The organism is Virgibacillus sp. (assembly GCF_013393565.1).
GTDB lineage: Bacteria > Bacillota > Bacilli > Bacillales > Amphibacillaceae > Virgibacillus > Virgibacillus dokdonensis.
The window spans coordinates 18,255-43,344 of record NZ_JABXHF010000006.1 but is presented as its reverse complement, the minus strand read 5'-3'; the positions used below and the strand labels follow the sequence as shown (position 1 = coordinate 43,344).

The following is a 25,090-nucleotide window of genomic DNA, read 5'->3' as shown; positions in this document are numbered from 1 at the left end:
TAAAGTTAATGCTGCATAAGCCTTCACTCTAACCTTAATTATTTCATGGCGGAGGCTATCGTTTTTCTTAGCCTATAAACCTTTAAACTTATACTTTTTTATAGGGAAATAAAAGGAGACACTTGTTTGTCCGCTTCCATGGAGAGCGGATATTTACCAGTCATACACGCTGTACAAACGCCTTGATGGATCGTCTTATCTTTTAATATTGCTTTTTCCATACCTGCCTCTGACAAATACGCTAGACTATCTCCGCCAATGATTTCTCTTATTTTATCTTGTTCATAATTCGCTGCAATTAACTCTTTTCTTGTCGACATGTCAATCCCGTAGTAGCAAGGATGTTGAATAGACGGGGAAGCAATTCGCACATGCACTTCTTTTGCACCAGCTTCTTTTAACATATGAACAATCCGTTTACTCGTTGTGCCACGGACAATGGAATCATCAATCATAACGACTCGCTTTCCTTCAATGATGCTTCGAACGGGGGATAGCTTGAGCTTCACCCCTTGCTCTCGTAATTCTTGGGAAGGTTGAATAAAGGTTCTACCAACATAACGGTTTTTAATAATCCCCACCTCATATGGAAGTCCACTCTCTTCAGCGTAACCAATCGCAGCTGATGTACTAGAGTCAGGCACGCCAACAACGATATCTGCATCTGCCGGAGCTTCTTTGGCAAGCTCCCGGCCCATGTTTTTCCTTGACGCATGCACATTTACTAAATTTACATCGCTATCTGGTCGGGATAGATACACATATTCCATGGCACACATTTTTCGTTGTTCTCGCATAGCAAATCGTGTCGACGTGAGACCATGATCGTCAATCGTAATGAGCTCACCTGGTAATACTTCCCGTTCAAATGTGGCGCCAATCTGCCCAAACGCACACGTTTCCGAAGCAACGACATAGGCATCTCCTAATCTACCAATCGATAATGGACGAATGCCGTGCGGGTCTAGCGCAACAAACAGTTGCTTTTCCGTCAAAATTAAATAGGCATAGGCACCTTTGACTTGATTTAATGCTTCTGTAATGGAAACCTCCGAGACTTGGTTCCCATTACGTTTGATTAAATGTGCCAATACTTCTGTATCGGATGAAGTTTGCAATATGCTTCCTTCTTCTTCTAATTCTGCTCGCAAAGCATAGGCATTCATTAGATTGCCATTATGCGCAAGCGCCATACTCCCTTTTTGGGAATGGAACAATAAGGGTTGCACATTCTCTACCGTTTTAGCACCTTGTGTCGAATAACGGACATGTCCAATCGCTACATCACCTTGTAACATTGAAAAATCTGCATGCTTAAAAACATCATTCACTAATCCGACATCTTTATGCACTTTTAATTGCTGTCCATCACTGACAACGATACCAGCACCTTCTTGACCACGATGTTGCATGGAATGTAACCCGTAATACGTCAGTTCTGCCGCTTTTTCATGCCCCCAGATACCGAACACGCCGCATTCTTCCCTTATGCCTTTGTCTTCAGCATGCATGGAATGGCTCCTTTCCATTGTGCTTGTAATAAAGCAACAGATTCAGACACATATTCCTGCTCATTGATAGAAATCGTAAGCTGCTTATCCGTTGTAACTTTCCCAATCTCAACGGCATCTTCCACGATATTCACAAAATTTTCTTGTTTGTTTTCTGGAACAGTTACAAGAAATCGAGACTGTGTTTCACTAAATAACATCACTGTCGGGTCACCAGATAACTGTACAGTTGCCCCCAATGTATGCTCAGCAAACAGGCTTTCCGCTAAAGCAACCGCCAAACCACCTTCAGCAACGTCATGTGCTGATGATACGACCCCTTGTTGGATTGCTGTTAATAGCTGATCTTGCCGTTTTTTCTCGACGTCTAAGTTTATTTGCGGTGCTTTTCCTGCATACTTTCCTTGCATAAGTCGCTGTAGCTCACTACCCCCAAAATCGCACGCCGTTTCTCCAATAACATAAATACGATCTCCTGCTTGTTGAAAGAAGCTCGACGTAATATGATCCAGTGATTCATGTAGCCCAACCATCCCTACCACAGGAGTCGGAAAAATCGCCTTTCCGCCTGACTGGTTATACAAGGATACATTTCCACTAATTACAGGCGTAGCTAACGTTTCACAAGCAGCTACCATGCCTTCCACGCTTTTTTCCATTTGCCAAAACACTTCAGGATTCGTTGGGTTGCCAAAGTTCAATCCATCTGTTAACCCGAGTGGCTTAGCACCTGAACAAATAATGTTGCGAGCCGCTTCTGCAACGGCAATTTTTCCACCTGTTTCAGGATCTAAGTAAATGTATCGAGAATTACAATCCGTTGTCATTGCTAATGATTTATTCGTACCTTGAATACGCACTACCGCTGCATCAGAACCTGGCGTAACGACTGTATTTGTTTGCACCATAGAATCATACTGATCGTAAACCCATTCTTTAGAAGCGATCGTCGGTTGCTGTAACAGTTGCTTGAACATCTGTGCATGATCTTCAACAACTGGCACTTCTTGCTTCATTTGTTGAAAAGCTTGGAAATAAGCAGCTTCTTTAGCAGGTAAATGATACACTGGAGCTTCTTCTGCTAATGCGTCAACTGGAATATCAGCCATCATTTTGCCATGTTGGAAAATACGAAAGGTCTTTTCCTCAATGACTTCACCAACTGCTACTGCCTGCAAGCTATACTTTTTGAATACTTCGATAATTTCTTGTTCACGTCCTTTTTTAACCACGAGCAACATCCGTTCTTGTGATTCAGAAAGCATTAGTTCATACGCTGTCATATTTGCTTCTCTTTGTGGTACATGATCTAAATTCATCTCCAAACCTGTCCCAGCTTTACTAGCCATTTCACTAGCAGAAGAGGTTAAACCAGCAGCACCCATATCTTGCATGCCTACGAGTGCATCTGACTGGATTACTTCTAAACATGCTTCAATCAGTAATTTTTCCATAAATGGATCGCCAACTTGTACTGCAGGACGATCTTTTAATGAATCCTCCGCCAAATCATCGGAGGCAAATGTCGCACCATGAATACCATCCCGACCTGTTGGCGCTCCAGCATAAAGGACCGTATTCCCCACACCAGCGGCAATTCCTTTTTGAATATCGTCATGCTTTATTAAACCGACACACATGGCATTTACTAATGGGTTCTCCTGATAACAGTCATCAAACTGCACTTCTCCACCAACTGTTGGAACACCGACACAATTCCCATATCCTGCGATACCGTCAACAACACCGGAAAATAAATATTTCGTCCGTTCATTTGTTAATGGACCAAACCGCAGCGAATTCAAGAGAGCAATCGGACGTGCGCCCATAGAGAAGACATCACGAATAATGCCACCAACGCCTGTTGCCGCACCCTGATACGGTTCGACTGCAGACGGATGATTATGACTTTCGACTTTAAAAACAACAGCCTGCTCATCGCCAATATCAATAATCCCTGCCCCTTCGCCAGGACCTTGCAACACATGCGGGGCTTTCGTTGGGAACTTTTTCAATAATGGTTTAGACGATTTATAGCTACAATGTTCGGACCACATGACGGAAAAAATCCCTGTTTCCGTATAATTCGGTCTGCGCTGTAAAATATGCTTCACCATCTGGTATTCTTCATCATTTAAACCCATTTCTTTATAAAGCGCTTCATTTTCAATTTGCTCTGGGCTTATTTCATGCGTTTGCAACATAAGTTTCCCTCCAATTATGAATCAATGACTGAAATAAACGTAAGCCATCCGCACTGCCTAACAATTGTTCCACAGCACGCTCTGGGTGCGGCATCATTCCAAGAACATTCCCTTCTCTATTTACAATTCCAGCAATATTCTCTATAGAGCCATTGGGATTATTTTGATAGGTAAACACAATTTGCTTATGTTCTATTAATTCTTGCAATGTCGCTTCATCACAGTAATAATTTCCTTCCCCGTGCGCAATGGGTAATTGAATTGTTTCTCCTTCACTATATGCCGTTGTAAACATCGTTTGATTGTTCTTTACCATTAGCACTTCTTGATGACACATAAACGAAAGATTTTTATTGCGCAATAATGCCCCAGGAAGCAACTCAGATTCCGTTAAAATTTGGAAACCGTTACAAACACCTAGTACAGGCCTACCTTTTGCGGCGTGTTTTTTTACTTGTTGCATCACATTTGACGTTGCTGCAATTGCGCCTGTACGCAAGTAGTCTCCATAAGAAAAGCCGCCAGGAAGAAGAATGGCATCATAGTTATTTAGATTAGCAGTTTCATACCATAATAGATCAGCATCTGCTCCTAAAACGTTTGCTACTGCCCTGTACATATCTCGATCGCAGTTTGAACCAGGAAAGGCGATGACAGCAAATTTCACGACTGAACAGCCTCCTCCATCGTAACTTGATAATTTTCAATGACCGGATTAGCTAATAATTTATCGCACATTTCTTTAATACGAGCTTCTATATGAGGTCCTTCCTCTACTTGTAGCTCAATCATTTTCCCCACTCGTGCTTCCTCTACTTCTTCGTACCCTAACGCATGTAAAGATTGTTGAATAGCTTTTCCTTGTGGGTCAAGCACCCCTTCTTTAAGCGTAATATGCACCTTTACTTTTTTCATTTTTGCTCCTCCAGTCGGTTTAATATTTCTTCATATACAGCGAGCAGGTCACCCGTTCCTTGACGAAAGACATCTTTATCCAATTTTTCAAATGTTGCGACATCCCAAAGTCTACACGTATCTGGGGAAACTTCATCTGCAAGCACGATGGAGCCACTTGCGAGCCTGCCAAATTCTAACTTGAAATCCACTAATTGAATACGAATAGCTTGAAAAATATGCTGCAAATGGTTGTTAATCGCTCGTGCCTTTGTTTTAATTTCCTGCAATTCAGCTTGTGTAATAGACGCAACGAGTAATGCATGCTCATCATTAATTAACGGATCACCGAGCGCATCGTCTTTATAAAACAATTCCACAATTGGCGGTTCAAAGACTGTTTTTTCTTCAATCCCAAGGCACTTCGTAATGCTGCCAGCGGCAACATTACGAACGACAACCTCAAGCGGAATAATTTCCGTTTGCCAAACGAGCTGTTCTATTTCATTTAAACGCTCGATGAAATGTGTCTTTACTCCTTTATCCTGTAGCATAGAGAAAATATGTGCTGCTATTTCGTTGTTCAAGCGACCTTTACCTGGAAATACTGATTTTTTTTCACCATTAAATGCCGTTGCGTCATTTTTATAGGAAAGGATGAGCCTTCCAGCTGCATCTTTTGCTTCATATACTTGCTTTGCCTTCCCTTCATAAAGTAAGGCACCCTTCATGTTATCCACCTCACGCTAAGCCAATTTTTTCAAAAATTTGATCCACATTCTTTAAATGGTACGTATAATCAAAGCAATTCTCTATCTCAGCTTGTGATAAATGCGCCGTAATTGTTTTGTCTTCCTGAACGAGCTGCTTAAAATGTGTTCCTGTCTCCCATGCTTGCATCGCTTTTGGCTGTACTGTATCGTAAGCAGCTTCTCGACTCATTCCTTTGTCAATTAAAGTAAGTAATACACGCTGTGAAAATATAACGCCATGCGTTTTGTCGATGTTACGCTTCATGTTTTCAGGGAACACAGTTAAATTCTTTACGATAGTACTAAAGCGATTGAGCATATAGTTAAGTGCAATGGTCGCATCTGGTAAAATAACTCTTTCCGCAGAAGAGTGGGAAATATCTCGTTCATGCCACAATGCAACATTTTCATAAGCTGTTGTTACATATCCACGAAGCACTCTTGCCATACCAGTCATATTTTCTGAACCGATCGGGTTTCGCTTATGCGGCATTGCTGAAGAACCTTTTTGACCTTTTGCAAAACGCTCCTCTACTTCTCGTGTTTCCGTTTTTTGTAAGCCACGAATTTCTGTTGCAAACTTTTCAATGGATGTAGCAATTAAAGCCAATGTAGCGATATAAGCAGCATGACGGTCTCGCTGCAATGTCTGTGTAGACACAGGTGCAGGCGTTAAACCTAATTTCTTACATACATACTGTTCCACATATGGATCAATATTCGCATATGTACCTACAGCTCCAGACAATTTACCAAATTCGATGGAGGTTGCCGCTGCTTCAAATCGGTCCAAGTTTCGTTTCATTTCTTCATACCAAAGTGCCAGTTTTAATCCAAAAGTTGTCGGCTCCGCATGAACACCGTGCGTTCTTCCCATCATAACCGTATGTTTATGTTCGATCGCTTTTTGTTGCAAAATTTCAATAAACGCATGTAAATCTTGACGAATAATCGTATTTGCTTGCTTCACTAAGTACGATAGTGCCGTATCAACAACGTCGGTAGAGGTTAAGCCGTAGTGCACCCATTTCTTCTCCGTTCCTAATGTTTCCGATACTGCTCTTGTAAAAGCAACAACGTCGTGGCGAGTTTCTTGTTCTATGTCATAAATGCGGTCCATATCAAACGACGCTTTCGCACGTAGTTGTTGCACATCCTGTTTTGGGATTACACCTAATTCACTCCATGCTTCACACGCTAATAGTTCGACTTCTAACCATGCTTTAAATTTATTTTCTTCCGTCCAAATAGCTCCCATTTCTTCTCTTGTATAACGTTCTATCATCTATTTTGCCTCCCAAAATGTCTTCATCTGCTGGTGTACGTTCTCTAGCGTATCGCTAGTAAAAGTAATATGCCCCATTTTCCTTTGGGGTTTCGCTGCTTCTTTTCCATACAAATGAACAAAGCCTGCTGTTGCTTTCGGTAAGCACTGCATAACATGCCCTAGATCTTGCCCTAAAACATTGACCATGATAGCAGATTGTAGAAGGTTTACTTCTAGTAACGACATTCCACAAATGGCACGAATATGTTGCATAAATTGGGAAACATTGCATGCTTCTATCGTATAATGTCCCGAATTATGTGGTCGTGGTGCCAATTCGTTCATATAAATAGAGTCACCTTGGACAAATAGTTCCACCGCAAAGGTTCCAACAATATGCATATGATGCGCCAGCTTTTCTACCGCCTGGATCGCAAGCTTCTCTACTTCTGTCGAAACCGTAGCTGGTACAGACGTCTGGTGTAAAATATGCTGACGATGTTCATTTTCTGCAATAGGGAAAAAAGTAATTTCCCCAGCCTGCGAACGTGTAAAAATGACGGATATCTCTTTATCAAAACGTACCCACTGCTCCATAATACAATGTCGGTGCTTATCAGCAAACTGACAAGCTGTATCAATGTCTGATTCATCCTCTATTTTTAACTGACCTTTGCCATCATATCCCCCACTACACGTTTTAATCACTGCAGGAAAGGAAACATCTTGTAACGCTCGTAAACATTCCCCCCCATTTCTCACAATAACAAAATCAGCTACTGGTAAATCAAGCTCGCGCATCACTGTTTTTTCTTTTTCACGATTTTGCGTCACTTCTAAGGCATAAGCGCCTTGTGGGAGCTTATCTTGTTGTTCTAAAAATGCCGCCGCTTGTAAATTCACATTTTCAAACTCGTACGTAACAACATCCGATACATTCGCTAATTCTTTGATTGCATCCATATCGTCATAGTGGGCAACAATCGAATGATCAGCAACCTGCGCTGTCGGACAATCAGCAGTTGGGTCAAGCACTGCAATACGATATCCCATATATTTAGCTGCTAACGCCATCATGCGACCAAGTTGTCCGCCACCAATAATTCCAATCGTTTTTGGAGGTAAGATAAGGTTATTTTTTTGCAAGTTCATCCCTCATTTCTGCAACAGCCTGCTTCATATCATTGCGAAAATCTTCCAATCTATTAGCTACTTTGTCATCAAACGCACCTATCATTTGTGCTGCAAGTATCCCTGCATTTTTCGCTCCAGCTTTTCCAATCGCAACCGTTGCTGTCGGAACACCACCTGGCATTTGTACAATCGATAAAAGCGAATCAAGCCCTTGTAACGCTTTGCTCTGAACCGGAACTCCGATGACAGGCAAATTCGTTTGTGATGCTACCATTCCTGGTAAATGAGCTGCACCCCCAGCACCAGCAATAATTACTTTGATCCCTCGCTCCCTAGCTGACTTGGCATAAGTAAACATATCGTCTGGTGTCCTATGAGCGGACATAATTTCCTTTTCATATGGAAGTTGCAGTTGATCTAATACATCACAAGCATGCTTCATCGTTTCCCAATCAGAAATACTGCCCATAATTACCCCTATCATGATTTCAACCACCTTGTTTCTAATTTCTTATGCGATAATTCCTTGAATAAATAACATAAACCAATTACATGTAATGATCTTTGCGTCAACTAATTTCCTAAAAACCGTTACCAAGTCTTTATCGACAGCAACCATTTTTGTTATCCTGCAAAACGTTAGAGAGTGTATACTCCCCTATAATGTAAAACAAAAAACAGATTTATTTCTACTCTCATAGTTATAAGAGAAGAGAATAAATCTGTTTCAATATATATGGAAACAGACGTGCCTTCGTTAAGCATAGCACGATCCTACTTCCCTCATAGTCCAGTCATTTACGGTGCTGGGTAGAGACTTCTGAGCCATATTCTCAGTTTTATATGAGGTTCCGTTGTTTTATTGTCGATTTAAGAATAACAATATATTGTCTTACTGTCAATAAAATAACGAACATTACTTATTAAAACAAAAATAACGTTCGGTTTTTACCATTATTTTACGATTATACATTATTCTTTGCTTTATTTGTGTAATTCTCCTTGGTCATCTGCTTTTACCTGCTGGTGTTTTCTCTCTTCTTCCGTACGTTTTTTCGGATTCATTAACCGACCTTTTCGCACTTGTTTCACCCAAAATCCGCCATGTATTTGCTTCGGTTCATAAGCAATGATAAACGCTTTCGGATCAATTTGTTTAATGGTTTCATAGAGTTTCAACTCATACTTACGAGGGGTTAAGATTTGCATAGATAAACGATCACCTTCCATCCCGTAAGCAAACCAACTTGTCACACCATACCCTTTATCCCGTAGTTGTTTCGTAAACGCGATATCTGGATTTGATGAAATCACATTGACGGTAATATATCCTAGCGCTAGCTTTTCTTCAATTATGGAACCACAGATAACACCAATTCCAAAACCAATGGCATAAGCAATTAAATTTTGAATTTCATTTAAGTTATCTAGTACAAGCCCGAGACCAAGTACATAAATAACAATTTCAAACATACTAACGAAGGCAGCAATGTAACGCCTTCCTTTTAACGTTAAAATCATGCGTACAGTAGATAAGGATACGTATACGATATTAATAACTAAAATAATAACGACCATTACGATGGCATTACTTAACAACATCAAGCCCTCCCATACCTTGATTTAAGAGGATGTTTCAAAGTTCGATGATTTAAATACACGTATGGTTTCATCTGTTCGCTTGAAGCCAATGAGACTAATCCATTGACAACAGTATACATATCAACTCATCAACCCTTTTTCAACTCACTCTTTAAGCTTACCTCATTTCTCATATTTATGAAATATTTTTCTTTTCATGCGTATTTTACAAACATGACATGCACATCGAACTAACGACAGCATAGGCTATCATGTAGTGACTTGAACCTAAGATTTTTGAGGCTGCAAACTGTCCCTTACTACTCATTTAGTAACAAATAAAGCGAATCTTCCATCCGTGAGGGTGTGGTTTCCTCCCATATCCCCACAGGTTGTTAGGCACCTACGGGGATGACCTAAAGGCGCCTCTAATGAATGGAAGATGTAGGTGCTGTTTTTCCCATTGCGATTTGTTATACCTTCCATTTCTTGAAGCAAAAGTCTTACAGCACCTTATATCCGCTAAAAATAGTTGGCTATCCATTACATACGTAGATGGCCAGGATAAAACGAGGTGATAAGTGTATGGATCCTTTTCAGCAAATGTCCGATTGGAAAAAGAACATGGATCATTTTTTCGGTGATAGTTTTTGGAACGAGTTTGAAGGTCTTATAAAACCTACAATACCACAAATAAACATCTATCAAACCGACCATGAATTATTTTGTATTGCAAGTGTTCCCGGAATAAGTGATTTGGATAAGCTCGATGTATATGTAGACTATACTACATTGGAATTAAAAGGTTCCATTGATATTGACCATTCTTACGGAACAGTAGTTAAAGAAGAAATACTACATGGCGTATTTGAAAGAAAAATAGCACTTCCCTTTCCTGTTCGCTCCGATAAAATAAAAGCAACTTACAAAAATGGACTTGTCTATATCCAATTGCATCGCCTTATTTCCGAAACAAGCAGAAAAAATCGCGTTCATGTTCATGTATTGGAAGATTCCTAAATGTACGAAATACGGAAGGAACTGCGAATCAGTGCGGAGTGCATCCCCCACTGATTCGCAATTTTATAGAAACATAGCCCTTAAATGAACGCATTAACATTAAAATTCAGCTTCTTTACACTATACGATCGGATAAGAAAAGCGATGCGTTTTCCTGCCACGAAGAGCTAAGCTTTCTAAGCTGTAAACGAAACACCGCCAAGACTTATTCAGGGCCAAATAGACGCCTTTTAGTTCGTAACGGAATGCCCCGCAATCGTTTTTTTAGCATATTTTCCCATGTTTTTCCTAGCACGTCACACTGTAATAAATCGTCTGCTAAGCGTAAATCTTCTTTAAACTTGTGCATTGCCTCATTGCATGCAGCAATCGACCATTGCGGGTAAGGGCGATCGATTAATTCCATATCTTGTTCTGCTTGTATATTCCCTGCTTGAAGAATGCGAAAATACCACCCTGTACGACCACTTTGTTGCATTTGTAATGCAAAATCATCTATTTGCAAACGCCTAGCTAACTTCCAAGATGGTAAATAAGGTTGGCTAACTTGAACGATCGCCTCCCCTAATTGAAAGGTATCCCCAAGGGACACAGCGTACTCATCCATTTCTAAGACAGATAGATTTTCTCCAATATCTCCTATTTGCATCGTGTCTAATTCATAGACGTCAGCCCAATCATAATAATGTTTCCACGGGTAAACAAACAATGCTTTGTCTGCATCTTTCTCCAACGTTAATCCTTGTTCTGTTACATAAATAGAACCTTTCACCTCTTCATTTACATAAGCCATAGACTCCTTTCCTTCTTGATTTTGCTGATCTAGTTTTTTTCTATGAAATAATTTATGAATATATGGTTCTGCCATTCTGTCACCTACTAGCAAAATATGTTATAGTATCTTTATTCTAATAAAAATAAACTAACTTGCAAACTTCCTTATGAAAAGCGAGGGATTCTTTCATGAAGAAAAAACAACGAGCAACCTTTGCTGGCGGATGCTTTTGGTGTATGGTAAAGCCATTTGACCAATGGGATGGAGTAGACAGTGTTATTTCTGGATATACAGGTGGGCATATGGAAAACCCAACATATGAAGAAGTAAAACAAGGCAAAACCGGGCACTATGAAGCAGTTGAAATTACTTACGATCCGGATGTTTTATCCTATGAAACCATCTTGAACATATATTGGCAGCAAATTGACCCTACGGATGACGGCGGGCAATTCCATGATCGAGGCGACTCCTATCGAACTGCTGTATTTTACCATAATGAAGACCAAAAAAAAGAGGCAGAGTCCTCAAAATTACAACTTGAAGAAAGCGGAAGATTTTCTAAACCGATTGTTACGCAAATTTTGCCAGCTACGACTTTTTATCCAGCTGAAGCATACCACCAAAACTTTTATCAAAAAAATACAGATACCTACGAAGAAGATCGTGCCAAATCTGGTAGGGATGCGTTTATTAAACAAGTGTGGAGATAAGGACGACCGACAAACAGATGCGACATGTCCTACTATTCACACGATAACAGCAGCACATTTTAGTAGTACTTCATCATTTTTACACATGCGTGATCACCCACTCGATCTAACATACTGCTAAGCCAGTAATCAACGTTAACTTCCCTGTTTTCTATATCATTTTTGGAAGTTCTATTTGTATGGCATTTCATTCATTCGCTTGTCATATACCTCTGGAACCCTACTAGAAAAAAAATTGCTGTCGGTTTTTTACACTATAGAATGTTTAGCGCATTTTTCCTGATAGGGTAAGAGCAAAGGCTCGGGGCGCCCGTTTAGCAACGTAGCGAGTGGAACGAATCAACGAAAGTTTTAGGAATCATGCTCCTGCAACAGGAGTATGCCGGTGCCCTCCGGCAAGCCCGTTTTTAGTCGGCCTTCCTCTTAAACACGAACCGATGATGACTTATCGTAGGGCGATTTCGTGAAGTCGCCTAGTTGCTGGGCGCTGGAGCCGGACGTGGCTAAATAACTTAGTTAGTTTATCCACAGCTGCTAAATTTTATAATTTCCTAGACGAGAGCAAGAAAGTTTTGCTATAAAACAACTTGAATATCAATTAATAAATACCGATGATCGATAATTAGTTATAGCGCAAATCAAACAGTGAGGAGATAAGCCTCTCCTTCACTTGACTACGTGATAGGTCATCACACGTAGCATTACGTTTTTTCTGTTTTCCCTCTAGTAATAGGTAATTGAGCGTAAACTGCTACTGGATAATGCTTTACTTTATTTACACTGTTAGAAAAGTATATGATTTTTTTGGTTTATGTCGCCATAAGACTTGGCGACAAGCCAAGTCTTTCTAAAGTTAGGAGAGAGATATTTGTCTAATCAATCATCGTTAACACCTTTAAAAATGTTATTATTTGCTTTCCATGCTACGAATACGATTATTCTTAGTTATTTACCCTTGTACTTGAAATACAAAGGCTTGGATGGTACAGAAATTGGTTATGTACTAGCAGTTGGTCCTTTAGCCTCTATTGTAGCGCAACCGTTTTGGGGATATATGAGTGATAAATACAAAACGGTAAAACGTGTTATTCAAGTCTGTCTCATCGGCTTACTAGTCATGAGTGTGATCTTTTTTCAAATGAATACACTACTACCAATACTAATTGTTGGAGCTGTATTTTATTTTTTCGTAACTCCTATTGGCGCATTAGGAGATAGTCTTGCACAACGAAGAGCCCATGATCTTGGCGTTTCATTCGGAACGATACGTTTATGGGGATCGATTGGTTTTGCTACTTCTTCGCTTGTTATTGGAGAAATCCTTACAAGAGCCGGCATTCAGTATATGATTATTCCTTACTTATTTTTCGGGGTATTGGCATTTATTGTTAGTTTTAAGCTAGTGGACGTTAACGTAACGTCAGAGCCTGTAAAATTAAGGGATGTCAGTTTGCTCATTAAGAGTAAACCTTTTCTTATTTTTCTTTTCTTCATCATGTTTTTAAGTGTGACGCACCGAGCAAATGATAGTTTTATTGGTTTGTATATTGAGCAACTAGGTGGAAGTGAAGGTTTAGTTGGAGTGGCTTGGTTTGTCGGTGTGCTTACGGAGGCTCTTGTATTCGCTACTGCTGGATACTGGTTCAGAAAGTATCACCCGCTCGTGTTCGTTATTATTGCTGGGATTTTATATAGTATTCGCTGGTTTATTTATGGAGCAGCAGATAACCCTTGGTATATTATTAGTTTACAGTTCTTGCACGGTTTAACTTTTGGTACGTTCTATTTAGCTTCGTTTAATTATATATCACGACTTGTTCCTAAAATATTACAATCAACTGGACATCTTGTTTTCTTTGCAACATTCTTTGGTGTATCGGGGATTATTGGTTCCTTAATTGGAGGTGCCATGATTGATTCCTTTGGCGGGAATGCCTTATACAATTTCATGGGAGTCATTGCTTTTATTGGTACCATTTTAATTACAATTTACCACTTGCTTCCATACGGAAAAGAAACGTATATACATGACAAAGCTTAGAAAAACTTGGCTTATCCCCAAGTACCTATGAGGAAAGCTATCGTTTTTCTTATACGATAAACCTTTAAACTTTATCCTTGCTATATTGCAAAAAAGATTGTCACACTTCCCCCAACAAGTATGGCAATCTTTTTTCATTATTAGGCGCCACCCTATTTATTTTTACTAGTTCTAAATGTCTATTTTTTATTGACATTTCAGGTAATAAGAACTATTATTTTTGTTAAGACCTACATGTTGCCAGAATATTACTCTAAATGGAAGATAACACCTACTTTGAAAAGCCTTTAGAACATACTCAATAGGTATCAGGAACGAGGGGGAAAAATACCCACGGGTTGATATTCCAATTTATAGAAACCTTTTTCACAATTTGTTACCGCTTACCAGTTCTCTTTCAGTAACGTTTCCGCGTAAAAGAAATGGATTCTAAAATTAATAGATAGAAGCTAGATAATCAGTTAGTTCACAAGGGAAAACAATTTATTCGCAAGCGTGTTTTATTATATCCATTTGAAAAACTTAGCGATGTCCTTCGTTTTTCTTATACTATAAAGTCTAAAAAATTTATACTTTCCTATAATGCAAAAAATAATTTATTGAGGCTAACTAAACGTAAACGTGAGCAAAATTTTCATTACCAATAGGAGGAAACAGCTTTGCATACAAAAACGATACCGAATAAAGCGAAACAGCTGGAAAACAGCGCTATACATAAAAAGCTAATGGGAATAACAGAAGAGACACTAGATTTAGTAAGACAAGCCGCACCCATCCTATCATCACATAAGCAAGAATGTATTTCTGTCGTTTACAATTATCTTGAATCTATTACAGACCAAAATAAACAATCCATATCACAGCAACAATTAGAAACCATTGTTGCAGAGTATGTAGAAGAGCTATTAAAAGCAACAGTGGATGATAATTACGTACGCTCTCGTATAGAAATAGGTAAACAACTCAGTCAGTTACATATAACTGTGGAACAATACATTGTTGTCCACCATTTACTTACTCATCACATCATTTCCTTATTACTAGAACAACCACGCCGCAAACAAAAACAAACGATACTATTGTCGCTCGCTATACAAAAATTGACTGCCTTCGATCAGCAACTTATCGTACAAGCACATATCGAAGAAACATTTAAATCCTTTCTAGGTCAAATTTCAGAGTTACTTCATGGTGTGACGATGTTAGATTCAACAGAGCAATTAATTAACCAAATGGAAAGCATTGTCGAAGAGAGCCACAATGTAACATCTGCTACTGAAGAAGTCAGTGCTTCTGTTAACGAAGTAGCTGAACATGCTACAAAGGTGGCTGAAGAGACAGATGAAGCTGTTGTTTCTGTAAATAAAAGTAAACAAGTAATCCATGGAGCACTTGAAGATATGAACCAAATGGGCGAGGTTTATAAAGAGGTCGCCTCACAAATAAGAAGTTTAAATGAAGAAATAAAGCAAACCCATTCTTTTGTAAATGTCATTGAAGATATTACGGAGCAAACAAGCTTACTCGCTTTAAATGCAAGTATCGAAGCTGCACGCGCAGGTGAACATGGGAAAGGTTTTTCCGTCGTCGCTCAAGAAGTTCGCAAACTGGCAGAACATACAAAAGAACAAACAATACAAATTAAGCAAAATATGGAGTCACTACAACAAGTAGCTAGCGATGTTACAACTGAAATGGATAACACCGAAACACGTATGCAACTTACAGTGTCAGAATCACAAGCTGGCGAGCAAGAACTGGAGCATATCATAGCAGCTATACAGGCCATTAACGGTTCCACCTCACAAATTGCGGCGATGACAGAAGAACAAACATCAGCAGTAACCGAAATTGCTGATCGAAACGCGGCTATGTTTGACATGGGGAATGCAACTCAAGATGTCGCAAAAGAAACAGCCAAAATCATTTTAGAGTTAAGCAAACAGATGGATGCATATCGCCTGACATTTTTTGATAGTATTCGTTTTCACGCAAAAGATATATTAAAAGCAGCAAAAACCGATCATTTGCTTTGGAAATGGCGTGTATATAACATGCTACTTGATTTAGAAGAAATTGATTCTAACCAAGTCGCTTCGCATAAAGCATGCCGGCTCGGTGAGTGGTATTATGGAAATTTACCGTCTTATCTTAAAGAAAATTCTATCTTTCAGCAGTTGGAAGAGCCACATCGCCTAGTACATCATTATGCAAAGTTAGCCGTTCAAAGCTATGAACAAGGAGAACGCACAGAAGCAAAAAGCTATTTCAAGCAACTTGCTACTGCTTCCGATGAAGTCTTACGTCTTTTAACACAGCTAGAACAAGCAATTTGACGCTTCCATTCTTTTAGGTGTAAGCTTTCTCGCTCGAAAAAATTGGTGACTTTGTTGCCTGCAAAACACACTTAACTTAGACATCATAGATAATGGAACATTCAGTGCGACTATGTTCGTTTCCTATAGGATTAAAAAAAGCCTCTCCACTTAGGAAAGGCTTTCTATGCTTTCTTCTAACTTAAGAAAATAAAATATAATACAAATATCACAAACAAGAAATACATAACCGGGTGAACTTCTTTAGCTCGCCCTTTTAACAGCATCGTAATCGGATAGAAGATAAATCCAATGGCAATTCCTGTCGCGATACTATATGTCAGTGGCATCGCAATGACAATCAAAAATGCCGGAACAGCAATTTCAAATTGATCCCATTCAATATTCTTTAAAGCAGAAGACATTAATACACCAACGATGATTAATGCAGGGGCCGTTACTTCTGCTGTTATGACACTTAATAACGGAGAAAAGAATAGTGCAAGTAAAAAAAACATAGCCGTAACAACTGCTGTAAACCCAGTTCGTCCACCAGCTCCAACTCCAGCCGTTGATTCCACATAAGCTGTCGTTGTCGAGGTACCTAGTGTTGCACCCGCTACTGTAGCTGCCGAGTCAGCAAACAAGGCTTTCCCAGCCCGTGGTAGCTTATTATCCTTCATAAGCCCTGCTTGGTTCGCAACGGCAACTAATGTGCCTGCCGTATCAAAGAAATCAACAAATAAGAACGTTAAAATAACGACCAGCATTTGCAATGTAAAAATATCACCAAAATTCACAAACGCTTGTCCAAAGGTCGGTGCCAAGCTAGGAACATTGCTTACAATCCCATCCACGCCTGATGGCGGGGTAATTAAACCAACAACCATTCCGACGATAGCAGTAATAATCATTCCGTAAAAAATACCACCACGAATGCCAACCGTCATTAAAATAATCGATATCACTAAGCCAAAAACAGCTAAAAGTACGGTTGGTGAAGTTAAATCACCTAACCCAAGTAATGTCGCTTCATTGGCTACAATGATACCAGAGTTTTGGAAGCCAATAAAAGCGATGAAAAAGCCAATCCCTGCACCTACAGCCATTTTTAAATTAGCTGGAATAGCATTAATAATTTTTTCACGTAGCCCAGTTAGTGTTAACACAATAAAAATAAGTCCGGAAGCCAATACGCCACTTAGGGCTGTTTCCCAAGGTATGCCATATCCTAATACTACTGTATAAGCAAAAAATGCATTTAATCCCATCCCCGGTGCTAGTGCAATCGGATATTTTGCAATCAGACCCATAAATAAGGAACCAATCGCTGCAGCAATTGCTGTTGCAGCAAATACAGCGTCCTGATCCATACGAGTCACTCCATTAGGCAGATTTTCAATGCCGACTAATGCTAATGTGGACGGATTAACGAATAAAATATAAGCCATTGCTAGAAAGGTTGTTAACCCCGCCATAAACTCAGTACGGTAATTCGTCCCAAGTTCTTCAAACCTAAAATACTTTTTCATGATGTTTCCCCTCTCATTTTGTATGCTCGTACTGCAAGCAATTGTTGTAGTAATGCCAACTGCGCAATACGTTAAGTTGATTACCTTGTTGCTACTAGATAAAGTTTCCATAAAGTGAGTCTTGAATTAGTGAGGTTTATTTTATCCTCCACTGAGTGCTAGTACCTCTTAGATATGACCTATAGACCTCTTACGAAAAAAGGGGACTTAAGCGCTACTTTCTTCCATTTAGATTTGTTCAGTTTGTAGCTTTCCATTCTTGAAATAATAGCCTTACAGCACCTTCTATCCGTGATAAACTAGTGTGAAGTTAAATTCCATTTGATAAGGCTCCATTGACTTTAATCCAATAAATAGGCATAAAATAGACATGAAAACGAAAAAAGCCCTCAGGTCTGCACCCAAGAGCTTGTTTCATTCACAGAGATATTCAAATAGAACCATCCATTTGCTTATCCTGTGATCACATATATCTCTTGCGTAGTCAGACTATTTACGGCAGTCTGGTAGAAACTTTGAGCCATATCCTCAAATTATACGCCTCTATTTAATTAACACAGGATTATCATACGATTTTTTCCGACACATGTCAACCAAACACGAACATTATCTTGTTTTTTTTGTTTTTTGTTCGAAAAACGTATTGTTTAATGTAAAATTTCCTTTCTTAATATATTATTTAATTATAAAAAACTAGGCATATCGTCAAGTCTATGGCGGAAACTTTATTTTAATTTTTCTTCTACTGTATGCCATAGAATACTATAGTTTTCTATTGCAAAGAGAGAATGTAGATTCTTGCAACTATCTGTCTTCATAATAAGTAATCATTGCTCTTACCGTTTATTCATCATGAGCATGACTATGATCGTGATGCTCATGTTCGTTCTCTTCCACTTTGCCAGGTTCATCAGAAACTGCCGTAGGGTCCGATAATGCTTTTGTTAAAGCCTCTAAATTAGATTGCATAAGCGTAAAGTAGTCTTCATCCTTCTCTAAATCTTCTTCTGTTAAAACAGATAAATTATGGATACGTAAAGCTTCTGCATTCACTTCCTCGCGAACAACATCTGCTACTTTAGGCGTTACATTCTGCTCAAAGAACACATATTTCAATCCATGGTTCTCCGCAGTTTCTACAATATTTTTCAACTCTTTTTGCGACGGCTCATTTGTTTGACTTAAGCCAGATATAGGAATTTGCTTAAGATGATAAGAATGCTCCCAATATCCGTAAGCAGCATGCGATACAATAATCTCATTTCCTGGTAAATCCTGAAGTTTGTCTCGAAACGCTTTATCTAGGTTTTCAAGTTTTCCTTTTAGCTCAGAAAAGTTTCTATTAAATGTCTCTTTAGAATCAGGTTGAAGTTCTACAAGCACATCCTTTATCTTCTCAGCTAACTGGATAGAACGGATTGGATCTAACCAAACATGCGGATCTTTATCCCCATGGTCATGTCCAGCATGTTCGTCTTCATCAGTGTGGTCATCTTCCCCCTCATGCGCATGATTACTACCTTCATCACTTTCATGGTCATGATTGCTTTCTTCTGCATCACCTTCATGGTCATGAGCATGACTATCTTCTTCCCCATGTTCGTGAGCATGCTCTATAAAATCTATCCCTTTTGAAGCTTCCACTATTTTTATGTCTTCCGATTGTATCGTATCTGAGATTTGTTTGGCATAAGGTTCTAAGCCTGCTCCGTTATAGATAAAAGCATCTGCTTCAGCAATTTGTACTATTTCTTTTGAGCTTGGTTCATAATTATGAGGATTTGACCCCGGCGGTAAAATGGATTCTACGATAGCTTCATCCCCTGCAATTTGTTCAGCAAAATACTGAAGAGGGTACACAGTAGTAAACAAAGTTATATCTTTATCTGAACTCTTGGAGTCGTCACTTGCTTTACTTTTTTTGGCTTCCTCGCCTTGGGAACATGCAGTTATTACGAAAATTAGCAAAAATAAAATGAATACACCTTTATACTTTTTGAACATTTTTTCTCCTCCTTTAAATTCATTAGTGATTATATCGTAATGATTTCGATTTGTAAATAGTAATTATTACGATTTATTTTTTTTATACAAGTTAATATCCCAATGCTACTGGATCATATATTGCTTCTCTCTTAAACTCTTATATACAACAATGCAACATTGGCTTTTCCATTTTGTATATGATAGACTTTATTATTATTATGCTTCTTCCTGCCCCATGATAAGTGGGGTTTGATACGTTATTCTTCTAAATGAGAAGCTTTTTTTATGCATTGTGTTACTACTCCCTACTCTATTCTTCCAGCATATCCCGGAAGATGATTAATATGAAGAAGAGGAAACAATGTGTAGTTCATTATTTCTATTATTTTTTCAAACATGATAGTATAAAAAATATAATCCATATTATGTATGATAAGAAGGGATATAACCATGGACGATAAAGAAATGATCCACAACTCTGCTCGTTTGTTTAAAATCTTAGGAGACGAAACAAGGCTCTCTATACTTCATTTACTTTCTAAAGCAGAAGCTAATGTTTCAACCATTGTAAACCATATTGGTATTGAACAATCAAATGCTTCCCATCAATTAAAAATATTAAAAGACCATCGATTAATCCAATCAAGAAGAGAAGGAAAATCAGTCGTTTATTTTCCAGACGATAATCACATTTATGAAATTTTAGATCAAGTATTCGCTCATATCAAAGAAGATACGGATACTGAATAATTGTAAGCTTGGTAAAAGCGCAAGTGCCCGGTTAGCAACATAGCATGAGAAGATTTAGGAATCAAATCAAGCCACTAAAAACAGGGAAATGCTGACGTTGGCGGCACACCCCCTGTTTTAGTGGCACGAACCGATGATGACCTATCTTAAGGCGATTAGTGAAGTCGCCTAGTTACTGGGCGCTCGAGTCCGACGTGGCTTATTCTGTCACGTTGTTATATTAGGCCTATGCTTTCTTACGCTATAAAAAATCACCAAAAAACTATTCAAAAATAAAATTTAACCATGAAGGACCCTCCCTTATACGATATTTGATTATCGTATAAGGTTTTTTTATAAATATGTATTGACATGATTCGTGCATATGTTAATATGTAATTACATTCATATGAATGAACAATCATATGAATGTACCTTCAACGATCTAAAATTATTTATGCAAAAAACGATTGATTTATTTTTAATGAGAGGCAGAAGGAGGGATTTTAAATGAAAAAAAATCACGCACATCATCATAACGATGAACACAGCCACAATCACGATCATGATCATGGGAAAGCACCAATTATTCTTTATTTTATTGGCTTGATCGTGGCAATTATCGCTTTATTTCTAAACGATGATTATCTATTGCTGCAAAATATTCTTTTTTCGATTGCGACAATCATCGCAGGGTACCATGTCGTTATTATTGAAGGTATCGGTGAGACAATTGAAAATACGAAACATAAAAGAAGATTTACACCGAATTCCCACATCCTCATGGGGTTAGCTGCTTTAGGTGCATCCTTATTGGGCGAATTTTGGGAAGGGACATTATTGATTCTTATTTTCTCTGGTGCGCATTTTCTAGAAGATTATGCTGAAGGACGGAGTAAAAGAGAAATCACCAAATTACTTGAAATGAACCCAACCACTGCGCGATTAATGGATGATAGTGGGAATACCACCTTCGTTGAAGTTAGCGACTTAAAAGTTGGAGACCGTTTACAAGTATTAAATGGGGATCAAGTACCTATTGATGGAAAAATATTATCTGGTAGCACTTCTATTGATGAATCATCCATAAATGGTGAAAGTATACCTAAAGAAAAGTCAAAAGGTGACGAAGTATTTGGCAGTACCATCAACGGAACAGGAACTTTCACTATGGAAGTAACAAAAGAAGAGAAAGACACGGTTTTCTCAAAAATTCTGCAACTCGTAAATCAAAACCAAAGTAATCAAACAAAAGCTGCTAGTATTATTCAAAAATTCGAGCCAAAGTATGTTAATTTCGTTTTAATTGCCATACTGTTAGTTATAGTAATGGCACCATTCCTATTGGATTGGTCATGGTATGAAAGTACCTATCGAGGACTTGTCTTATTAGTAGCATCGGCACCGTGTGCACTTGCTGCTGCAACTGTGTCAGTCACACTGTCCGCTACGTCAAACCTCGCCAAACGTGGTGTACTTTCAAAAGGAGCGTCTTATCTCTCACAACTCGCAAATATTAATGCCATCGCTTTTGATAAAACAGGCACTTTAACAAGAGGAAAACCGCAAGTTACCAATTACTTCTTCTCAGACTCCATAGATGGAACATACATCATTGATATTGTAGTTGCTCTAGAAAGAGGATCTAACCACCCTTTAGCTAACGCAATTTTAGATAAATTTACTGCTCAAAATAAACTAGACATTGACATCACAAATCAAATTGGTAAAGGGTTAACCGGAGATTATAATCAAAATAATTATCGCATTGGGAAACCAACTTCTTTTCATAATGTACCAAATGACATCGCTGATTTAAATGATGAATGGGCCTCTGAAGGTAAGACAGTGGTATATGTAGCTGAAAATGAAAAAGTAATTGGGATTATTGCTTTAATGGATATTCCTAATAAAGAAGCGAAAAAAACAATTGATTACTTCAAAAGCCTCCATATCCACACCACTCTTATTACGGGTGATTCTGAAATGACAGGTAAAGCCGTTGCGAAAAAGCTAGGTATAGATGAAGTCATTGCGAATGTTATGCCAGATGATAAAGCGAACATCATTAACTCGCAGAAAGAAAACTATGGAGTTGTCGGTATGGTTGGTGACGGTGTGAATGATGCACCTGCTTTAGTTAACGCCGATGTTGGTATTGCGATGGGCGATGGGACGGATGTTGCAGTAGAAGTATCTGATTTAGCTTTAATGAAAAACGATCTATCGAAACTCGTAAATGCTCACCGCATTTCTAGAAAAATGAACCGGGTGATTTGGCAAAACATTATATTTTCCATGTCAGTTGTTGCCTTTTTAGTTGTGGTGAGTTTTCTTGGATTAACGGATATCGCAATTAGTGTCATCATCCATGAAGGCAGTACTTTAGTCGTCATTTTAAATGGACTTCGCTTATTGCGCTCCAAAAATAATGTATTACTTACGGACTGACAAACAACAGAAGCATAGATATAAATCACATTGAACTGTCTTCAACTGCATATTATGCATTGGTTGACGGTTTTTTTTCTAAATATACTGTTGATGTTGTTCATTTTACGGTGTGCAATGAAAAATCAAAGAGAGCCAAAAACCCTTGATACGAAAAGGTTTCTAGCTCTCCTCCTACTATTCCCACTCAATCGTAGCAGGTGGCTTGCTCGTTACATCATACACTACACGGTTAATATGAGCTACATCGTTCACGAGACGGGTTGAGATTTTCTCCAAGACGTCCCAAGGGATACGCGCCCAATCGGAAGTCATACCATCAATGGACGTTACCGCACGAATACCAATCGTATAATCATACGTGCGAGCATCTCCCATGACACCGACACTGCGAATATTCGGTAACACCGTAAAGTATTGCCAAATATCTCTATCTAGTCCAGCTTTCGCAATTTCCTCACGTAGAATTGCATCGGATTCACGAACAATCTCTAATTTTTCTTCCGTTACTTCCCCTAGTACACGAATAGCAAGCCCTGGACCAGGGAAAGGCTGGCGCCAAACGATACGCTCAGGTATACCTAGCTGTGTTCCTAATTCACGAACTTCATCTTTAAACAATGTGTTTAACGGCTCGATTAATTCAAACTGCATATTTTCAGGAAGTCCACCAACATTATGATGTGATTTTATCGTCTGAGCTGTTTCTGTACCACTTTCAATAATATCTGTGTAGAGCGTTCCTTGCGCTAGAAAGTCCATATTTTTAAGCTTCGCCGCTTCATCATCGAATACGTAAATAAATTCATTTCCGATAATCTTACGCTTCTTCTCTGGATCGTCGACACCTTTTAATTTCGTTAAGAAACGATCCTTAGCATCAATCTTAATAATATTCATATGAAAATCATCCGCAAATACTTTCATCACATCATCAGCTTCATTTTTACGAAGCAACCCGTGATCGACAAAAATACAAGTTAACTGATCACCAATTGCTTTATGAATAAGTGCTGCAACAACAGAGGAATCAACGCCGCCACTTAAAGCACATAATACGTTTCGGTCACCGACTTTTTCTTGGATTTTCTTCACTTCCAAGTCAATGAAATTCTCGATCGTCCAGTCACCCTTACTGCCACACACCGCAAAGACAAACTGCTTTAACACATCATTTCCGTACTCGGAATGACGTACCTCCGGATGGTACTGTACACCATACAGCCCCTGTTCCTGATTACTAATAGCTGCAATAGGTGTCGAAGGACTGGTTGCATCCACTTGGAAAGATGCTGGAGCTTCTACCACTTTATCCCCATGACTCATCCATACAGTTTGCTGCTTCGGTGTACCTGCAAAGAGTGTTGGTTCTCCTTGAACGTCCATTTCCGCTTTTCCGTATTCACGGTTTTTAGCCTTTTCTACTTTACCGTCAAAATGTAAGGCCATTAATTGCATGCCGTAGCAAATTCCTAATACTGGGATACCTAAATCAAAAATTGCCGAGTCACAGCGGAAGCTATTTTCATCATATACGCTATGTGGCCCTCCAGAAAGAATAATACCTGTCGGGTTTATTTCCTTAATCTCTTGAGCTGTTAACTTATGAGAGTGCAACTCACTATACACGCCAAATTCTCTGATGCGTCGTGTAATTAATTGATTGTATTGGCTACCAAAATCCAATACTAAAATCATTTCATTTGTCTTCATGTACGTTACTCCTATCTATAAAATAATCCCACTTACTATAAGTTCCTCTAAAACAATTACTGCATAATCACTAGCCTGCTCCCCTACAAACTAGTAAGCAGACACACCTCTACCTGTCCTGTTCATCATTTGAAAAAAACCTTCTCCTGTGGCAACCCCTCATTAGAAAAACTTGACTACCGTCAAATTTTCTGGAGATGAAATGCCGTCGTTTTGCTTAAACGATAAACCTAAACGTTTTATACTTTTCCGCGCAAGAAAAGCAAAGCAGGAGCAAAAACAAAAAGCTGCATCCTTACTTTTTGCGACAACAACATGCAAAAAGGCAGAATCCAGCTGTATTGGAAGTTCTGCCTTCATAGTCAAAGCATTTACGGTGCTCTGGTAGATACTTTCGACCCATATTGTCGAGGATATACGAACGGCAAACAATTATTCTTGTTACGTTATGTTCTTATTCTACATAACAAAA

Annotated in this window: 19 protein-coding genes and 3 riboswitches; of the genes, 6 read left to right on the top strand and 13 right to left on the bottom strand. The window is 38.9% G+C overall.

Annotated features, from left to right (window positions below):
- Positions 1–98: 98 nt before the first annotated feature.
- The 9 genes from purF to HLX49_RS02405 form a co-directional block, all read right to left on the bottom strand.
- Complete coding sequence (gene purF, locus HLX49_RS02445) at positions 99–1,511, bottom strand: amidophosphoribosyltransferase (RefSeq protein ID WP_296360707.1); 1,413 nt, start codon at positions 1,509–1,511, stop codon at positions 99–101.
- Complete coding sequence (gene purL / locus HLX49_RS02440) at positions 1,487–3,715, bottom strand: phosphoribosylformylglycinamidine synthase subunit PurL (RefSeq protein WP_296360706.1); 2,229 nt, start codon at positions 3,713–3,715, stop codon at positions 1,487–1,489. The genes purF and purL overlap by 25 nt, the downstream gene beginning before the upstream one ends.
- The gene (gene purQ / locus HLX49_RS02435) at positions 3,699–4,382 is read right to left on the bottom strand and encodes a phosphoribosylformylglycinamidine synthase subunit PurQ (RefSeq protein ID WP_296360705.1); all 684 of its coding nucleotides are present in this window, start codon (positions 4,380–4,382) and stop codon (positions 3,699–3,701) included. Before purQ ends, purL begins: the two co-directional genes overlap by 17 nt.
- Positions 4,379–4,630, bottom strand: a complete 252-nt coding sequence (purS, locus tag HLX49_RS02430; RefSeq protein WP_077702611.1) for a phosphoribosylformylglycinamidine synthase subunit PurS — start codon at positions 4,628–4,630, stop codon at positions 4,379–4,381. Before purS ends, purQ begins: the two co-directional genes overlap by 4 nt.
- Entirely contained in the window at positions 4,627–5,340 is a 714-nt protein-coding gene (gene purC / locus HLX49_RS02425; RefSeq protein WP_296360704.1) for a phosphoribosylaminoimidazolesuccinocarboxamide synthase, read from the bottom strand. Before purC ends, purS begins: the two co-directional genes overlap by 4 nt.
- A gap of 10 nt (positions 5,341–5,350) precedes the next feature.
- Positions 5,351–6,646 carry an adenylosuccinate lyase gene (gene purB, locus HLX49_RS02420; RefSeq protein WP_296360703.1) on the bottom strand — a complete coding sequence of 432 codons (1,296 nt, stop codon included), beginning with the start codon at positions 6,644–6,646 and terminating at the stop codon, positions 5,351–5,353.
- Complete coding sequence (purK, locus tag HLX49_RS02415; protein ID WP_296360702.1) at positions 6,647–7,774, bottom strand: 5-(carboxyamino)imidazole ribonucleotide synthase; 1,128 nt, start codon at positions 7,772–7,774, stop codon at positions 6,647–6,649. It lies immediately after the preceding gene.
- On the bottom strand, positions 7,761–8,246 hold the full coding sequence (purE, locus tag HLX49_RS02410) for a 5-(carboxyamino)imidazole ribonucleotide mutase (protein ID WP_101933468.1): 486 nt from the start codon (positions 8,244–8,246) through the stop codon (positions 7,761–7,763). The genes purK and purE overlap by 14 nt, the downstream gene beginning before the upstream one ends.
- Positions 8,247–8,528: 282 nt before the next feature.
- Positions 8,529–8,629, bottom strand: a riboswitch (purine riboswitch).
- A 117-nt stretch (positions 8,630–8,746) separates the two neighbouring features.
- On the bottom strand, positions 8,747–9,361 hold the full coding sequence (locus tag HLX49_RS02405) for a DUF2179 domain-containing protein (RefSeq protein WP_101934259.1): 615 nt from the start codon (positions 9,359–9,361) through the stop codon (positions 8,747–8,749).
- Positions 9,362–9,928: 567 nt separating this feature from the next.
- Here HLX49_RS02405 and HLX49_RS02400 point away from each other — a divergent pair.
- Positions 9,929–10,363 (top strand): Hsp20/alpha crystallin family protein, encoded by a 435-nt coding sequence (locus tag HLX49_RS02400; protein WP_077702606.1) that lies wholly within the window; start codon positions 9,929–9,931, stop codon positions 10,361–10,363.
- A gap of 205 nt (positions 10,364–10,568) precedes the next feature.
- Here the strand turns inward: HLX49_RS02400 and HLX49_RS02395 are convergent, their stop codons facing one another.
- Positions 10,569–11,231: an MOSC domain-containing protein gene (locus tag HLX49_RS02395; RefSeq protein ID WP_296360701.1), complete on the bottom strand. Its 663-nt coding sequence runs from the start codon at positions 11,229–11,231 to the stop codon at positions 10,569–10,571.
- Between the two features lie 95 nt (positions 11,232–11,326).
- On the opposite strand from HLX49_RS02395, the gene msrA reads away from it, so the two are divergent.
- From msrA to HLX49_RS02380, 3 genes are all read left to right on the top strand, one after another.
- Complete coding sequence (msrA, locus tag HLX49_RS02390; protein ID WP_296360700.1) at positions 11,327–11,851, top strand: peptide-methionine (S)-S-oxide reductase MsrA; 525 nt, start codon at positions 11,327–11,329, stop codon at positions 11,849–11,851.
- An 868-nt stretch (positions 11,852–12,719) separates the two neighbouring features.
- Complete coding sequence (locus tag HLX49_RS02385) at positions 12,720–13,892, top strand: MFS transporter (protein ID WP_077702603.1); 1,173 nt, start codon at positions 12,720–12,722, stop codon at positions 13,890–13,892.
- A gap of 659 nt (positions 13,893–14,551) precedes the next feature.
- Positions 14,552–16,228 (top strand): methyl-accepting chemotaxis protein, encoded by a 1,677-nt coding sequence (locus tag HLX49_RS02380; protein WP_296360699.1) that lies wholly within the window; start codon positions 14,552–14,554, stop codon positions 16,226–16,228.
- A gap of 176 nt (positions 16,229–16,404) precedes the next feature.
- On the opposite strand, the gene HLX49_RS02375 is transcribed toward HLX49_RS02380, so the two are convergent.
- On the bottom strand, positions 16,405–17,739 hold the full coding sequence (locus HLX49_RS02375; RefSeq protein WP_296360698.1) for an NCS2 family permease: 1,335 nt from the start codon (positions 17,737–17,739) through the stop codon (positions 16,405–16,407).
- 461 nt (positions 17,740–18,200) lie between these two features.
- A riboswitch (purine riboswitch) is annotated at positions 18,201–18,300 on the bottom strand.
- Between the two features lie 282 nt (positions 18,301–18,582).
- Complete coding sequence (locus HLX49_RS02370) at positions 18,583–19,743, bottom strand: metal ABC transporter solute-binding protein, Zn/Mn family (protein ID WP_296360697.1); 1,161 nt, start codon at positions 19,741–19,743, stop codon at positions 18,583–18,585.
- Positions 19,744–20,175: 432 nt separating this feature from the next.
- Here HLX49_RS02370 and HLX49_RS02365 point away from each other — a divergent pair, with 432 nt between their 5' ends.
- Positions 20,176–20,475, top strand: coding sequence for an ArsR/SmtB family transcription factor (locus HLX49_RS02365; protein WP_077702599.1), 300 nt, complete (start codon positions 20,176–20,178; stop codon positions 20,473–20,475).
- 489 nt (positions 20,476–20,964) lie between these two features.
- Positions 20,965–22,905: a heavy metal translocating P-type ATPase gene (locus tag HLX49_RS02360; RefSeq protein ID WP_077702598.1), complete on the top strand. Its 1,941-nt coding sequence runs from the start codon at positions 20,965–20,967 to the stop codon at positions 22,903–22,905.
- 177 nt (positions 22,906–23,082) lie between these two features.
- Here the strand turns inward: HLX49_RS02360 and guaA are convergent, their stop codons facing one another.
- Positions 23,083–24,618 (bottom strand): glutamine-hydrolyzing GMP synthase, encoded by a 1,536-nt coding sequence (gene guaA, locus HLX49_RS02355; protein ID WP_296360696.1) that lies wholly within the window; start codon positions 24,616–24,618, stop codon positions 23,083–23,085.
- 339 nt (positions 24,619–24,957) lie between these two features.
- A riboswitch (purine riboswitch) is annotated at positions 24,958–25,059 on the bottom strand.
- Positions 25,060–25,090: the final 31 nt, after the last annotated feature.